At 64.7% G+C, this 14,743-nt stretch carries 10 protein-coding genes; 5 read left to right on the top strand and 5 right to left on the bottom strand.

Features of this window, described 5'->3' with window-relative positions; genetic code table 11:
- Positions 1 to 8 precede the first annotated feature (8 nt).
- From K1X74_09790 to K1X74_09810, 5 genes are all read left to right on the top strand, one after another.
- Positions 9 to 566, top strand: coding sequence for a class IV adenylate cyclase (locus K1X74_09790; protein ID MBX7166625.1), 558 nt, complete (start codon positions 9 to 11; stop codon positions 564 to 566).
- A 226-nt stretch (positions 567 to 792) separates the two neighbouring features.
- Entirely contained in the window at positions 793 to 2,079 is a 1,287-nt protein-coding gene (locus K1X74_09795; GenBank protein ID MBX7166626.1) for a citrate synthase, read from the top strand.
- A gap of 216 nt (positions 2,080 to 2,295) precedes the next feature.
- Positions 2,296 to 3,810, top strand: coding sequence for a hypothetical protein (locus K1X74_09800; protein ID MBX7166627.1), 1,515 nt, complete (start codon positions 2,296 to 2,298; stop codon positions 3,808 to 3,810).
- Between the two features lie 326 nt (positions 3,811 to 4,136).
- Positions 4,137 to 5,174: a WD40 repeat domain-containing protein gene (locus K1X74_09805; GenBank protein MBX7166628.1), complete on the top strand. Its 1,038-nt coding sequence runs from the start codon at positions 4,137 to 4,139 to the stop codon at positions 5,172 to 5,174.
- A 94-nt stretch (positions 5,175 to 5,268) separates the two neighbouring features.
- On the top strand, positions 5,269 to 10,296 hold the full coding sequence (locus K1X74_09810; GenBank protein ID MBX7166629.1) for a carboxypeptidase regulatory-like domain-containing protein: 5,028 nt from the start codon (positions 5,269 to 5,271) through the stop codon (positions 10,294 to 10,296).
- A 43-nt stretch (positions 10,297 to 10,339) separates the two neighbouring features.
- On the opposite strand, the gene K1X74_09815 is transcribed toward K1X74_09810, so the two are convergent.
- The 5 genes from K1X74_09815 to K1X74_09835 all read right to left on the bottom strand — a co-directional run bounded on the left by K1X74_09815 (position 10,340) and on the right by K1X74_09835 (position 14,696).
- Positions 10,340 to 11,545 carry a hypothetical protein gene (locus K1X74_09815; GenBank protein MBX7166630.1) on the bottom strand — a complete coding sequence of 402 codons (1,206 nt, stop codon included), beginning with the start codon at positions 11,543 to 11,545 and terminating at the stop codon, positions 10,340 to 10,342.
- Positions 11,546 to 11,850: 305 nt separating this feature from the next.
- Entirely contained in the window at positions 11,851 to 12,021 is a 171-nt protein-coding gene (locus K1X74_09820) for a hypothetical protein (protein MBX7166631.1), read from the bottom strand.
- A 36-nt stretch (positions 12,022 to 12,057) separates the two neighbouring features.
- On the bottom strand, positions 12,058 to 12,753 hold the full coding sequence (locus K1X74_09825; GenBank protein MBX7166632.1) for a hypothetical protein: 696 nt from the start codon (positions 12,751 to 12,753) through the stop codon (positions 12,058 to 12,060).
- Positions 12,675 to 13,349, bottom strand: a complete 675-nt coding sequence (locus K1X74_09830) for a hypothetical protein (protein ID MBX7166633.1) — start codon at positions 13,347 to 13,349, stop codon at positions 12,675 to 12,677. Before K1X74_09830 ends, K1X74_09825 begins: the two co-directional genes overlap by 79 nt.
- Positions 13,350 to 13,403: 54 nt before the next feature.
- Complete coding sequence (locus tag K1X74_09835) at positions 13,404 to 14,696, bottom strand: CCA tRNA nucleotidyltransferase (GenBank protein ID MBX7166634.1); 1,293 nt, start codon at positions 14,694 to 14,696, stop codon at positions 13,404 to 13,406.
- Positions 14,697 to 14,743: the final 47 nt, after the last annotated feature.

A 14,743-nucleotide genomic window follows, 5' to 3' on the forward strand; every position in this document is an offset into this window, starting at 1 on the left:
GGTGCGCGATGTCGACGCCGTCCGACTTGGCTCCTGTGCGGCGCAACGTCGAGCTCAAAGCGCGACTCGACGACCTGGCAGCTGCTCGCCGAATCGCCTGCGAACTGGCGACCCAGCTTCTCGGCACGCAGCGCCAGGTGGATACGTACTTTCGCGTGGCCCAAGGGCGGCTCAAGCTGCGCGAGATCGACCAGGCGACTGGTCAGTTGATCTGGTACTCGCGTCCCGACCAAACAGCGGCAAAGACGAGCGAATACCGACTCGTCGAGGTGTGCGACTGTGCGGGACTGCGCGCAGCACTTGCCGAGGCGTGCGGCGTATTGGTCGAGGTCGATAAGCAACGCGAGGTGTTCCTATTCGAGCAGGTGCGGATTCACCTTGACGAAGTGCGCGGCCTGGGGAGCTTCTTGGAATTCGAGGCCGTTTTGCAGCCGGACGAGCCGATCGAGGCCGGACTGCGGCAGGTTGCGCTGCTCTCCGAGCGATTTCAGTTGACGTCACGACAGCAGGTCGCCGCCTCGTACAGCGATCTGCTGCGGGAAGCCAGCCGATCGTGCCAGTCGTAGCGGCGGCGCCGGCCGCGGCATGCGGCCGAGTAGCGCCGATGCCCCCCGGGGGCGGCGGCGCTCGACGTACCGGCAGCGGCGCACTTCTCACTGGTCGGTATGAAAAGCCTATGATTTGTCGAGCTAAGGTACGCTCGCTACACTGCGAGCTTTACGCCGGGCTGTCGCGGCAGTGGTGCGCAGGAGAGCCGGGAACATGGCGTCGGTCGCTGAAAGGGAGACCTCGATGGGCGAGGCCGCGGTACTGAAACTTGGTCAACGAGAAGTCGAACTCCCCGTCCTCAAAGGCTCCGAGGGGGAGATGGCGGTCGACGTCTCGAAGCTGCGGGGCCAAACCGGTTACATCACCCTCGACGAAGGCTACGTCAACACCGGGGCGACAACGAGCAATATCACCTTTCTCGACGGCGAGCAGGGCATCCTGCGTTATCGCGGCTATCCGATCGAGGTGCTGGCCGAGCAGTGCGACTTTCTCGAAGTCAGCTACCTGCTGATGTACGGCGAGTTGCCGACGGTGGAGCAGTTGGACAAGTTCCGCGAATCGCTCAAGCGGCACACGATGCTGCACGAGGACATGCGCTCGTTCTACAACGGCTTTCCCCGCGATGCCCATCCCATGGCGATCCTGGGCTCGGTCGTGGCGGCGCTGTCGACCTTCTACCAGGACTTTCTGAATCCGCGCGATCCACGACAGGTTGAGACCTCGATCTATCGCCTGATGGCCAAGCTGCCGACGATCGCCGCGTTCAGCTACAAGAAATCGATCGGCCAGCCGTTCATCTACCCGATGAACAGCCTCGATTACTGCGAAAACTTCTTGCAGATGATGTTCGCGGTGCCGACGGAGCCCTACAAAATCGACCCGGATTTTGTCGACGCGCTCAACTTGTTGTTGATCGTGCATGCCGATCACGAGCAGAACTGCAGCACGTCAACGGTGCGCATGGTCGGCTCGAGCGACGCCAACCTGTTCGCCTCGATTTCCGCCGGCATTTGCGCCCTATGGGGGCCCCTGCACGGCGGGGCGAACCAGGCCTGCGTCGAGATGCTCGAGGCCATTCAGGCCGACGGCGGCAACGTCGGCAAGTACATCGACATGGCCAAGGACCGCAACAGCTCGTTCCGGTTGATGGGTTTTGGCCACCGCGTGTACAAGAACTACGATCCCCGCGCCACGATCATCAAGCGGACGTGCGACCGCCTGCTGAGCAAGCTGCATACGCACGATCCGATCTTCGACATCGCCAAGGAACTCGAGGAAGTCGCGCTCAGCGATCCTTATTTCATCGAACGCAAACTCTACCCGAACGTCGATTTCTACTCGGGCGTGATCTACCGTGCGATGGGCATCCCCGTGCAAATGTTCACGGTCTTGTTCGCCATCGGACGCCTGCCGGGCTGGATCGCCCATTGGCTGGAGATGCACGCCTCGCCGGGCAAGAAGATCTGTCGCCCGCGACAGATTTACACCGGCCCTGTCACGCGCGATTTCTTGCCGATCGAGAAGCGGTAGTCGGGCCCGATGCCGGGCGGCTGCCGCGCGGTGGCCTTGGCGTTCCGCGCGGCGGAGGCCTTCGACAACCGGCCGCCCCGGCGTTAGAATCTCGCCGAACGTCCGGTCGAGGCTTCACCCGATCGCGGCAGGTTTCCGATTGCCCATTGCGCGACCGCGCAATCGGCCATCGGCCGTCTGCCCTCTATAGATCCGGACTCGTTGGGTGAATCCTCCATGTCGAAAAGCGTCGCCATTTTCTGGCCCGGCGATTATCGCGCCGAACCGAATCAGCTCGCCCTGCCGCAGGTGAAAGAAACCACCGAGCAGCTCGCGGCGGCATTGCGCAAGCTGGGCCGCAAGCCCTACGTCGTGAAGGGATTCCTGCGCAAGCCGCATGAAGCCATCACCAAGCTGGGTCCGATCGACGACCCGTTGGTTGGCGTCTTCTGCCATTGGACTTATGGCCCCCACACCTGCGACGGCGTGGTTGGCAAGGAAAACCCGCTGCTGTTGGCGTCGAATTTCTCCGGCCAATGGCCCGGCCTCGTCGCGCTGCTCAACACGAGCGCTTGCCTGGAGAGCGTCAACCGGGCGCATTCGCGCATCTGGACCGATGCCCCGGACTGGACCAAGGACAAGCGGTTCATGCAGCGTCTGGACGAGTGGTGCTCCAGCGGCCGCGTGGTCTACGGCGAAGACGAGCTGCACTATAGCGCCCCGGTCTCCGCCGAGGCGGCCAAGATTGCCGACGAAGTGGCGCGCGAGATTCGCGAACGGCGCATCTTGGCGCTGATGCTCGGCGATACCTCGATGGGCATGATCAACGGCTATTTCGGACCGCGATTGCTCAACCGCATCGGCTTCACCGAGCACAAGGTCGACCAGGCCTGGCTGATCAGCCGCGGCAAGTTCATTGCCGAGCGGCGCATCGAGGACGCCTACAAGTTCGTCATCGAGAAGGGAGTGAAATTCCACTGGCGCGAGGCCGGCGCCGAGGATTTCACGCCCGAGGCGACCCGCGAGCAGTTGCGGATGTATCTTACCGTGCTCGATCTGGTCGACGAGTTCGCGGCCGATTGCGTCGGCTGGCAGTATCAACTGGGCCTGTTGCCGTTGCTACCGCCGAGCGATTTCTGCGAGGGGCTGCTCAACAGCACGGCCCGCCCCGAAGGCAATGGCGACGTCGTGGCCACCTCGACCGAGGCCGACCAGGGCAACCTCGTGCCCATGGAGTTGATGAAGCGCGTCTTGAAGAAGAAGTGCTTGCACCCGGGCGTGATGTTTCACGACGTGCGCTGGGGCGCGGTGCACAAGGGGCGATTCCTCTGGGTGCTGCTCAACAGCGGCTCGTGCGGTGCGTATGCCTTCAACCACGATCCGAAGTCGCTGGCCGGCGTGCACAGCTATCGCCAGCCGAAGGGCTATTTCCCCGTGCCCGGCGGCACGTTTGCCGGCGAAAGCCTGCCCGGCGACATGACCTGGACGCGCGTCTATCTCAAGCAGGACAAGCTCTGGATGGACATTGGCCGCGGCGAAGTCGTCAAGCTGCCGCCGAAGGTGCGCGATGCCTGGTGGAATGGCACCACCCGCCAATGGCCTTTCATGGCGGCCGATCTGGGTTGCTCGATGGAGACCGTCATGGCCCATTACCAAAGCAACCATATCGCCGTGGCCTACGGCGACATCTTTGGCGAGATGGTGGCGCTAGCCCAAACGCTCGGCATCCAGGTGCGCGTGATGTCGTCGTAGATCGCGCCCTTGCGTGGCCCGCCACCGCGCGGCGCGCACGCGTCTGCAGTCTGCCCGAGGCCGGTGCGGCGCGCCAGTGAGCTTGCGCAGTTTCACTGGTCGCGGCAGCTTCGTCATTCGCTTGCTTCGGCATAAGCCCTGTCACGCCTATTCTCGCGTTGAGTGGCAATTCCGCTTCGGGCTTCGCCCGGGCCTGTCCGATACAGGAAGCAGGATGGCCCTCGTTGCGCCTGTTGCTGCGCTGGGTGTGATAGCACCGGCGTAAATGGGCAGTTTCAAGGCGGGCCATGCCACGACAAGTGCGCACAGCGGGAAGGATGCCTAACGTGAAGCTTGCCGTCAGGACGCTGATCGCTGGAGTGGTTCTGGCCTTGGGTCTCGCGACGCCCGCGGGGGCGCAATCGCCCCCGACAATCGAAGCCGCGCGGGTGCTCCGCATGCCGACCGCGGCCGATCGCAACACGGCCCCCGTGGTGTCGGCCGTGGCCATTTCGGCCAATGCGCAGCTGGCCGCGACGGCGGGCGACGATCACCTGGTGCGCATCTGGCGGACGAGCGACGGGAGCGTCCAACAAATCCTGCGCGGACATACCGACTGGGTCCGCGCCGCCGTGTTTCATCCAGATCAGAAACACTTGCTGACCGCGGGCGACGACCGGCGCATCCGCGTCTGGGACCTGGCCAGCGGGGACATGATTCGCGCGCTGCCGCGCCATCCGCAGGTGATCTATGCCCTGGCGTTGAGTCGCGACGGCCAGATCGTGGCCGCGGCGGGCTTCGAGGAGGCCATCCGCCTCTACAAACCGCTGACGGGCGAAATGATCAACGAATTGACCGCGACGTGCCCCGACGTCCGCACGCTAGCCTTCGCGCCCGACGGCCGGACGCTCGCGGCGGGCGGCCGTGACGGGCGGATCGCGCTGTTCGACGCCGTGGCCGGGTCGCCGCTGCGCGATTTTGCCGCGCACGATCGGCGGATTCACGTGCTGAGCTTCTCGGCCGACGGTCAGGAGTTAGTCAGCGCCGGCGCCGACGAGGTGATTCGCATCTCGCGCGTCGACAACGGCGCCGAGGTCGCCGAGTTGGTGCACTTGCCCGGTCAGGTGCGCTCGCTCGCCTGGTGTGGGCCGCGCCAGATCGCGACCGGCGGCACCGACAATCGGATTCAGCTTTGGGACCTCGACAGCCGCCGAGAAGTGGCCCGCCTGGTCGGTCACGACGGCACCGTCGCGGCGCTCGCCTGCAACGTCGATCAAGGTGCCCTCGTCTCGGGCAGCTACGACACCACATTACGGATCTGGAATCTTACCGGCGGCGCTGCAGCCACGGCTCGGAAGCCAGGCGCTCGCCGCGACACCCAATAGCACCAAGGGCCTCGCGCTGCTCAAGCGCCGCCCAAGCGGCTTGACGGCGTGCAGGGGTACGCCCTGCTGGACAGCGTTATCACGGAGGTACATCGTGGCCCACGCACGTAAGCGTTACCGTCGCGACTCGGCACACCGCTCAGCGCCGGCGCCCAAGCTCAGCCTGAAGCGGCGGTTGCTCCGCTGGTGCGGGATCGAAAGTCTCGAGACGCGCGCGCTCATGGCGGCCGACCTGCACGTGGGTGCGGTCTACTACGAGGAGGCGAGCGGCCAAGACCTGGCTTCCGATCGGATCGAGATCACCTTCAACGGTGGCCCGGCCGGTGCACAACTGACGCACCTGGTGATCGACACCGACAAGGCTGGCGACGGTCTGACGCAGGGCGATCCGTTCATTGATATCTCTGCCGGCGGCAAGGGCGTATTTGCCGCGATCGGCTTCCAGGTTGTCTCGCAGACCGGTATCGGCAGCGTCAACGCGCAACTGTCCGACGGCGGCCAGAAGTTGATCTTCGATTTCACCGGCTTTGACGCCGGCGAAAAACTGATCATCAGCCTCGATTTCGACGAGCAGGGCTTCTTCAACGACAGCGCCAGCGCCGTCGTCGAAGGTGAGGAGTTTGAAGGCAGCAAACTTACCGCGACCTTTGCCGCCCCGCACTACTTCGACCTGACCGACACCTCGACGTTTTTCGACTTCTACAACTTGTCGGGCACGGGGCTCAACCTGCCGCCGGACAACTATGTGCCGCCGGAAACAGAAGGCCAGGAAGTGCGCACCGCCGGCACGCATTGGCAAGGCGAAATGACGCCGCTGCCGATTACGATCGCCGGCAAGGTGTTCAACGACCTGAACGCCAACAACAACCTCGACGGCGGCGACAGCGGCATCGCCGGCGTGACCATCGCGCTGCTGCAGCGCGACGGCAACTCGTGGGTGGCGACCGGCAAGACCACGCAGACCAACGCCCAGGGCGAGTATAAGTTCGACGGTTTGCTGCCCGGCGAGTATCGCGTCGTCGAAACGCAGCCGGTCGGCTATTTCAGCGTCGGTGCCAAGGCGGGCACGGTCGATGGCATCGTCCGCGGCACAGTCTTCTCGACCGACGTTGTCACCGATATCCAGCTCCTGGGCGGCGACGACAGCATCCACAACGATTTTGCCGAGACGCTGCCCGCCTCGATCGCAGGCCATGTCTACCATGATGCCGACGACGACGGGGTCCGCGATCCCGGCGAGCAGCCGATTGCCGGCGTCACGATCGAGGTGCAGCTGCTGCCCAATTCGGGCCCGCTGCCGGCGCCGCTCACGACGCAAACGCTGGCCGACGGCTCGTGGAGCATCGGCAACCTGATGCCGGGCAACTACCGCGTTCGCGAATTGCACCCGGCCGGCTACTTCGACGGCAAAGACGCGCCGGGCTCGGCGGGCGGTGCGGCCGATCCTCAGCCGGGAGACCAGATTGCCGGGATCACTCTGGTCGGCGGGCAGAACGGCATCAACTACGATTTCGGCGAGTTGCTGCCGGTCAGCATTAGCGGCCGCGTGCATGCCGACCGTGACGGCGATTGCGAACTGGACGCCGGTGAGCCGACGCTGGCCGGAGTGACGATCTACCTGCTCGATTCGCAAGGCGTCCGCATCGACAGCACCACGACCGACTCCGAGGGCCGGTACGAATTCGCGGGCCTGGCCCCCGGCGTCTATGGCGTCGAAGAGGTGCAGCCGGCCGGCTACTTCGACAGCGGCGACCACGCCGGCAGCGCCGGTGGAAACCTGCAAAACGACAAGATCACCCAGGTCCTGCTGACCTCGGGTACCCACGCGGTGAATTACGACTTCTGCGAATTGGAGCCATCGAGCATTGCCGGCCGCGTGATTGCCGACCGCGATGGCGACTGTGAATACGATCCCGGCGAGCCGCTGTTGGCGGGCGTGACGATCTTGTTGCTCGATGCCGAGGGCAACCAGGTCGCCTCGACCACCACCAACGCCCAGGGACAATACAAATTCGAGAACCTCGCCCCGGGCGAGTACCAGGTCAAGGAGCTACAACCGGCCGGCTATTTCGACGGCGACGACCACGTCGGCAGCGCCGGGGGTGCGCTCGTGGCTCCCGACACGATTGCCGAGATCGCGTTGGGGCCCGCCGTCAACGCCGTCAATTACGACTTCTGCGAAGTTGAGCCGTCGAGCATTGCCGGTCGCGTGCATGCCGATCGCGATGGCGACTGCGTCTACGATCAAGGCGAGCCGCTGCTGGCCGGCGTGACGGTCCTGCTGCTCGATGCCCAGGGCAGCCAGCTCGCCGAGACGACGACCGACGCCCAGGGACAGTACAAGTTCGAGAACCTGGCGCCGGGCACGTATCAAGTCAAGGAATTGCAGCCGGCCGGCTATTTCGACAGCGGCGATCACGTCGGCAGCGCCGGCGGGACGCTGGTCGCGCCCGATACGATCTCGTCGATCGTGCTCGGCGCAGGCGTCAACGCGGTGAGCTACGACTTCTGCGAACTCGAGCCGGCGAGCGTGGCGGGACGCGTATTCGCCGACTTCGACGGCGACTGTGTCTTCGATGCCGGCGAAACGCCGCTGGCCAACGTGACGATTCATTTGCTCGATGCCGGCGGCAACGAAGTGGCGACGACGCTGACCGATGCCGACGGCCGATTCAAGTTCGAGAACCTGACTCCCGGCGTCTATTCGATCCGCGAAGATCAACCCGGCGGCTACTTCGACGGCGGCGACGTGATCGGGACGGCCGGCGGCGTCCACGAGGCGCCGGACACGATCCGCAACATCGTGCTGGGCGGCGGCGTGGCGGCCACCGGCTACGATTTCTGCGAAAACCTGCCGGCCAAGCTGGCGGGCTTCGTCTTTGTCGATGCCAATCAAAGCGGCACCTTCGACTCCGGCGAAGAGCCGATTGCCGGCGTGACGCTCCGCTTGTTGGACGCGGCGGGCAATCCGACCGGCGTGACGACGGTCACCGATGCCAATGGCTTCTACTGCTTCCTGAACCTGGCGCCGGGCAAATATGGCGTGGCCGAAGATCAGCCGCTGCTGTTTTGGGACGGCGTCGATGCGGCCGGTACGGCCGGCGGAACGGCCACCAATCCCGGCGACAAGATCACCGGCGCTATGCTCAGCCCGGGGCAGACCGGCGCGAACTACAACTTCGGCGAGTTGCGCCCCGCCAGCATCAGCGGCACGGTGTATCTCGACCTCGACGGCGATTGCGTGCTCGATGCCAACGAAAGCCCATTGGGCGGCGTGACGGTTTACCTGCTCGATGGGGCCGGCCATCGCATCAGCCAGACGCTGACGGCCGCCGACGGGACCTACTCGTTCAGCAATTTGTTGCCCGGTACCTACGGCGTCGAAGAGGAACAGCCGCAAGGCTATCTCGACGGCGATGCCACGCTCGGCAGCGTCGGCGGCATGAAAGTCTCGAAGAACATCCTCGGGCTCGTCCCGCTCGGCTCGGGAACGAATGCCTTTGACTACAACTTCTGCGAGATGCCGCAAGGCACCATTTCGGGCTACGTCTTCCAGGACGGGCCGACGATCGACCTGAACAACGCCGACGGCTTGAGCTTGCAGGGTTTGAGCCTGCAGCGCAATGGCCAACGCACGGCTGACGATCGGCCGCTGCAAGGCGTCGTGTTGCGGCTGGCCGATTCCTCGGGCATCGTCATCAACGGTCCCGACGGGAACCCGCTTGAAGCGGTGACCGACGCGAACGGCTTCTACAAATTCACCGGCTTGAAGCCCGGTACCTATACGGTGTTCGAAGCGCAGCCCTCGGGTTACCTGGACAGCATCGACACCGCGGGCAGTCTGGGTGGGTTGGCGATCAACGCCACGACGCCGGTCGATTTGATCCCACAGGGCATCGATCACAACTTCGACGCGATCACGGACATCATACTGCCCGCCGGCGGCGAGTCGGTCGAGAACAACTTCAGCGAGGTTCTCGTCCAATCGCGCCCGCAAGGTTTCTTCCCCGACGTTGATCCGACGATTCCCCCCTTTGTGTCGGGCACACCCTTTGCCCCCGCGCCGAACGGACCGCCGATCGGCAGCCAGGTGCCGACCATCATGCTCGAGAAGACCCTCCTGTTTGGCGGCGGGTTGCCCGTGCCGACGCAGGGTTTCTCGTGGCACTTGAGCGTCATCGACGGCGGCAGCCCGCGCGGCGAGTTCGCCGGTGCCGCGGCGCTGGTGCAGGTGGGCAGCGTGCGGATGGGCGCTGGCGAATGGGTCGGTCGCGACATGACGCAGTCCACTTGGGTGTTGCCGGGCGACGCCTCGGGCAGCACGGTCGAGTTCCTGTTCGGCGAGGCGGGCGCGGTGCCGGTCACCGGCGACTGGGACGGCGACGGGACCAGTGAAATCGGCGTGTTCATCAACGGCCAATGGTTCCTCGACTACAACGGCAACGGCCATTGGGACGAGGGCGACATGTGGGGCAAGCTCGGCTCCAAAGAAGACCGTCCGGTGACCGGCGATTGGGACGGCGACGGCAAGACCGACATCGGCATCTTCGGCCCGGCCTGGAAGGGCGATCCCCGAGCGCTGCGGCACGAGCCAGGATTGCCCGACGCTCAGAATCAGCGGACGGGACACAAGAAGAACGTCCCGCCGGCGACGGAAGAAGCCACCGACGGTCGGCGCGCGCTGAAGCGCACGCTGCAAGGCAACGTGCGCAGCGACCTGATCGACCACGTGTTCCGCTACGGCGCCAAGGGCGACATTCCCGTCAGCGGCGACTTCAACGGCGACGGCATCGACAACATCGGCGTATTCGTCGGCGGCGAGTGGTTCCTCGACATCAACGGCGACGGCCAATTGCAGATAGAGGAAGAGCTGGTCTCGCTCGGCCAGCCTGGCGATATTCCGATCATCGGCGACTTCGACGGCGACGGGATCGACGAGATCGGCGTCTATCGCAACGGCCGCTGGATGATCGACATGGACCACAACGGCAAGATCGACGCCAACGATCTGGTCATCGAACTCGGCGAGGCGGGCGACGTGCCGGTGGTCGGCGACTTCAACGGCGATGGCGTCGACGACGTGGCCATCTATCGCGGCAACAAGCTGATCCGCAAGCAATAGGCCTTGCGGCGGCGTGTGTCTGCCGTCTCGGGTCTCTCGGCCGTTACCCGCGTCTGCGCGCGGCACGGGGCCGGCGCCAGGTGCGCGCGGCGATCAGGCCCAACAGCCCGCAGGCGGCCAGCACGTGCGCAGCGGGCTCCGGCACCACGTGGATGAATCCGCGCAATTCGATCGCGGCCGTCACGTCGATCTCGAGGAAATTGCTGTCCTCAAAGACTCGGTCGCGAAACCTGACAGGCACGAACATCTCGACTTCCCACAGGCTCGGGTCCGGCGTGGGCAACACTTGGGTCTGCAGGCGCAGGCCGGGCGAAAAATCGCCAATGCGGAAATCGACGAAATCATCGACCAGATCCAGGGTGCCCGACCCCACCAAGGTGGCCAACCCGCCGTGCGACACGTAGTCGAAATGACCGTCGAGGAATTGGAATACTAAATCATCGACCGGAGCACTTCCGTCGGGTGAGATCGGCACGAACACGCCCTGTTGAGCGAAAGGCTGACGCAACGCCGCGGCCGCATCGACGAGGCTGAAATCGACGGTGCCCAAGGGGCTCAGGTCGACGACGCCTTGTGTATCGTCAGCGTCCGCGCGCGAGTCGAGGAGCGACACGCCCACGAGCTGCGGACCAGAGGGCCCGGGCGTATAGAGAAAGCGGGCATCGAGCCACCCCGTTAGTTCGGAGGTAAACGGGGCCGATATCGGGTCGCCTGCCAACAACGCTTGAACGGCGAGCGTGCTGGTGCCAAACGTGTTGAGCGTGGTGTCCGACGAGAATACTTGGTCGGTTGTTTCGTACTCCACGAAGTAGCCGTTGGGATGATTCGTGCCGTTCAAGTCGTTCCAGGTTCCGGAAGTTTGAAGCGTGCCAAAGTCTTCGTCGCCCGCGTCGTTGGGCTCGCCGCCGCTCCAGTTGGTGTAGGTGAGTGGCTCCCCCGTGATCCAGCCAAAATCGGCGGTCGGCTCGCCGCTGCCGGGTGGCTGACTCAGCCCGATCCAGCCGTGCGAAAAGATGGGATCGGCGCTACCTACGGCGTGTACCACCATGTTTTCTTCGGCCGACCCGATCACCGCGAGGTGACCCGAGACGCCGAAACGCGTCTGGCTCGCGGCGATTGACGCGGCGTCCTGCCAGTTGAGCGGAGTGTTTACATATTCGTAGACGTGACCGTTGCCTCCGTCGGCAGGCGCCCAATAGCTCATCAGCGGAAAGGTGGGCCCAGCGCCCAGGCTGAAAATGCCGTTCAAGCAACAGAGTAAACCGACCGTCAACGAGCATAGGACGCGAACCGAGCGCGCAGCGAACCACATGGCAGATACCCCAGGAGAAATGGAAGGACGAAGAATGGCTTACGCCGACCTGGCTCGATCAGAACCAAGCGGGTTGTCCTTCACTGGCAGTTCCGCTGGCGACCAGCGCCAACTCGCATGGGGAGAGGATTCGCAGTTGACGGCACCAGTTTTCGCAGGCCCGCGCAGTGCAGTCAAGCGAATTCGTCCGGCACGGGCGCCCCGAGGCAGGCCTATACGCGCGGGCGATTGAGGGGCGGCCCCTACGATGCCTTGAGCTTGGCCAACTCGGCGTCGAGGCCGGCGATTTCCTGCTCGAGACGCCGCACTTCTTCCGGGTCGTCCATCTGCTTCTTGGCGCCGCTGAGCTGCTGCCGCAAGGTTTGCAGCTTCTTCTGGATCACGTCGATTCGCTTCTTGGCCTTGGTGTCCATAACGGGCGTTTTCCGGTTCGACGTTGAGAATCTGCGTCAGGAGCTTGCAGGAAATATCCCCTGCGAGAGTTTCGCTCGCAAGACCTGCAGCGCGCCGACCGCCTCGGGGCCTTGCAGCCCGAAGCATTCCCAAAGCAACATCAGCGGTCCATTGACACCGCCGGCGACCAGTTCGCGCCGCAGGCCCATGGCCTGTTTCAGGAACTCGGGTGTCGCGTGGTATCGATTGCTGAAATGAGCCGCACAGCGCGCCGCACGGGCCGGTTCGACGTCGAGCAAGCCGGCGAGCGTCAGGGCAGCCTCGGTCTGGTTGCCGTCGTGGATCAGCCTTGCAAACTCGGCAAAGCCTGCCGGCGCTGTCGGATCGATGGTGCGCGTATCGGCCACCGCGGCGCCGATCGTGGCCGGCGCCTCGGCAATGACGGTCGAAGTGGGCAGGGGCACTTCGTACGACACCCCGCCGGTCGATACGCGATGCACGTCGCCGAGCGCGTCGCCTTCGGCCACCGCGGTTCGCTCGGGCAGCGCGTGGATTTGCGCGAGCATGGAGTTGACGTTGGCCAGCCGCGCTGCCAGTTGATCGTGGATCGTCTCGATCTCGCCGCCGTAGCTTTCGCCGCGGGCCTCGTCGAGCAGGTCCGACTCCGAGTCGATCACACGTTCGACCAACCGGCGCGCCAGGGCGTCGCGGGCCTCGGTGAGGATTTCGACAGCACGTCGTCGATCTTCCATCGGCGAGAACTCGTCTGAAGACGCGGAGGACGCGTCCGGACCACGGCGAACGCGTGACTCCTCTCAAGCCTAATCGAGCCGGAGGCGGTTGACAAAATCCGCGGGGCCGGAGTCGCAACACTCCCCAAACTTGCCGTGGGGACTGCCGATGGTGCGGGTTGTGCGGGCACCTTGGGCGTCCGGGGGGCTTGTCGTAGGACGCCCGAGATCAGCACGACCGCGATGGCCAGGGAGAGATTCATTCCGAGCCAGAAGCCGGCTTGCGCACGCATGCGCTCGGCCCGCGCGCTGCGTCCCAGCAACGAGCTGGCGATAAAGAAGATCAGCAGCGCGATCAGGAACTTGATCCCCCAAAGCATGTGATACCAGCTTGGCACCTGGTAATTCCGCACGAGCATGAAGAAGTTGTAGAGGCCGCTGACGAGCAGACCCAGAATCGCGGCGTGTACAAACTTGGCCCAGCGCCCGCGGATTTGTCCCTGGATCGTCTTGCGCGTCGCTTCGTCGAGCGTCACCACGACGGGATGCAGAGCCACGGTCATGAACAGCGTGCCGCCGACCGCGGTGATCGCGGCCAGAATGTGCAGCCAACGCATGAGCAGGTCGACGATTTGCATGGCAAGGGGCTTTCCAGAGGTCTGACGGGAAGTTCACGTTTTGGGCGGGTCGAGCTCGGCGAGCCAGCGGTCGATCGACTGCAAGGCGTCGGCCTCGCTGTTGGTCTGACCGTCGAGCTGCGCTGTGCGGGCTCGGTCGAGCAATAGTTTATAGACCTTGCCGCGCGGCACGCCTTTGGCGATCAGATGATCGCCGGTCAGCAGCGGCGGCGGATCGAGAACTTCGGGCGGGAGCTCGAGCTTCTGGCGGCAATACTCCCAATCGGCGCGATCGCGGCCAGCGATCTGCAACTCGGCATCGTAGACGTCGAGCAGTTCGCGGCCACCCGGCGCGACCAGGACCGGCTGGATTTCGGACCAGGGGCGTTCGGCGGCTCCGGCCAGCGCACCCCGGTGGCGAACCAGCCAGACGGCGCGCTCCTGCTCTTTGGTCGATGTTCGCAGGCGCTGGCAAACAGCCGCGACTGTCTCGGGACTGGTTTCGGCCAGCAGCACGGCGAGCGACTGGCTGAAACTCGGCTGTTCGAGCAACTCGAGCAGAGCCAACATGCGCGACCAGGCAGAGTCGCTGCGATCGGAAGCCCCGGCGGGTTGCGCCGAAGGGGCCAATTTGGCCACCTCGGGTAGGATTTGTGCGAGCAGCCCGGTGTCGTCGAGCAATTCGACGGCGCGCCGTCGATGCGGCCCGGTCAAAATGGCCTTCAGCTCCTGCATCACGCGCTCGATGCTGACGACCTTGAGCTGCGGCGCCATTTGCCGCACCGCCTCGAAAGTGGCCGGATCGAGGCGGAAATCGAATCGCGCCGTAAAACGCACGGCACGGATCATGCGCAGCTTGTCTTCCTCGAAGCGGGCACGCGGCTCGCCGATCGCGCGGATGATCCCCGTGTGCAAGTCGGCCTGCCCGCCGACGTAATCGATCACGGTTTCGTGGAGCGGGTCGTAGAACAACCCGTTGATCGTGAAATCGCGCCTTTGTGCGTCGACTTCCGGCGTGCTGAACGCGATCGAATCGGGGTGCCGGCCGTCGCTATACGCGGCGTCGCTACGAAAAGTGGTCACCTCGACGTGGCCAGCGCGCTTCGGGCCGACGACCGTCACGACGCCGAACGCGGCGCCGACGAACAAGGTCCGGCGCCGGCCGAAGATCTCGCGGATCAATTGGGGCGTCGCGTCGGTGGCGACGTCGTAGTCCTTCGGCAGCAGGCCGAGCAACTGATCGCGCACGCAGCCGCCGGCCCAATAGGCAAGATGGCCTCGGTCGCGCAACGTGCGCACGACGTCGAGGGCAAACTGCCGCTGCGCCAAGGGTTCGATTGCTGCCACGCGGGGTCCACTTCCAATTCGGGCTTCGTGCCGGCTGCAGGCGGATT

Source organism: Pirellulales bacterium (genome assembly GCA_019694435.1).
Classification (GTDB): Bacteria; Planctomycetota; Planctomycetia; order Pirellulales; family JAEUIK01; genus JAIBBZ01.

Bases quoted from the DNA above. Each gene is read 5' to 3' on its own strand.
- K1X74_09790 (MBX7166625.1), top strand. From the start codon at position 9: ATGTCGACGCCGTCCGACTTGGCTCCTGTGCGGCGCAACGTCGAGCTC.
- K1X74_09795 (MBX7166626.1), top strand. From the start codon at position 793: ATGGGCGAGGCCGCGGTACTGAAACTTGGTCAACGAGAAGTCGAACTC.
- K1X74_09800 (MBX7166627.1), top strand. From the start codon at position 2,296: ATGTCGAAAAGCGTCGCCATTTTCTGGCCCGGCGATTATCGCGCCGAA.
- K1X74_09820 (MBX7166631.1), bottom strand. From the start codon at position 12,021: ATGGACACCAAGGCCAAGAAGCGAATCGACGTGATCCAGAAGAAGCTG.
- K1X74_09825 (MBX7166632.1), bottom strand. From the start codon at position 12,753: ATGGAAGATCGACGACGTGCTGTCGAAATCCTCACCGAGGCCCGCGAC.
- K1X74_09830 (MBX7166633.1), bottom strand. From the start codon at position 13,349: ATGCGTTGGCTGCACATTCTGGCCGCGATCACCGCGGTCGGCGGCACG.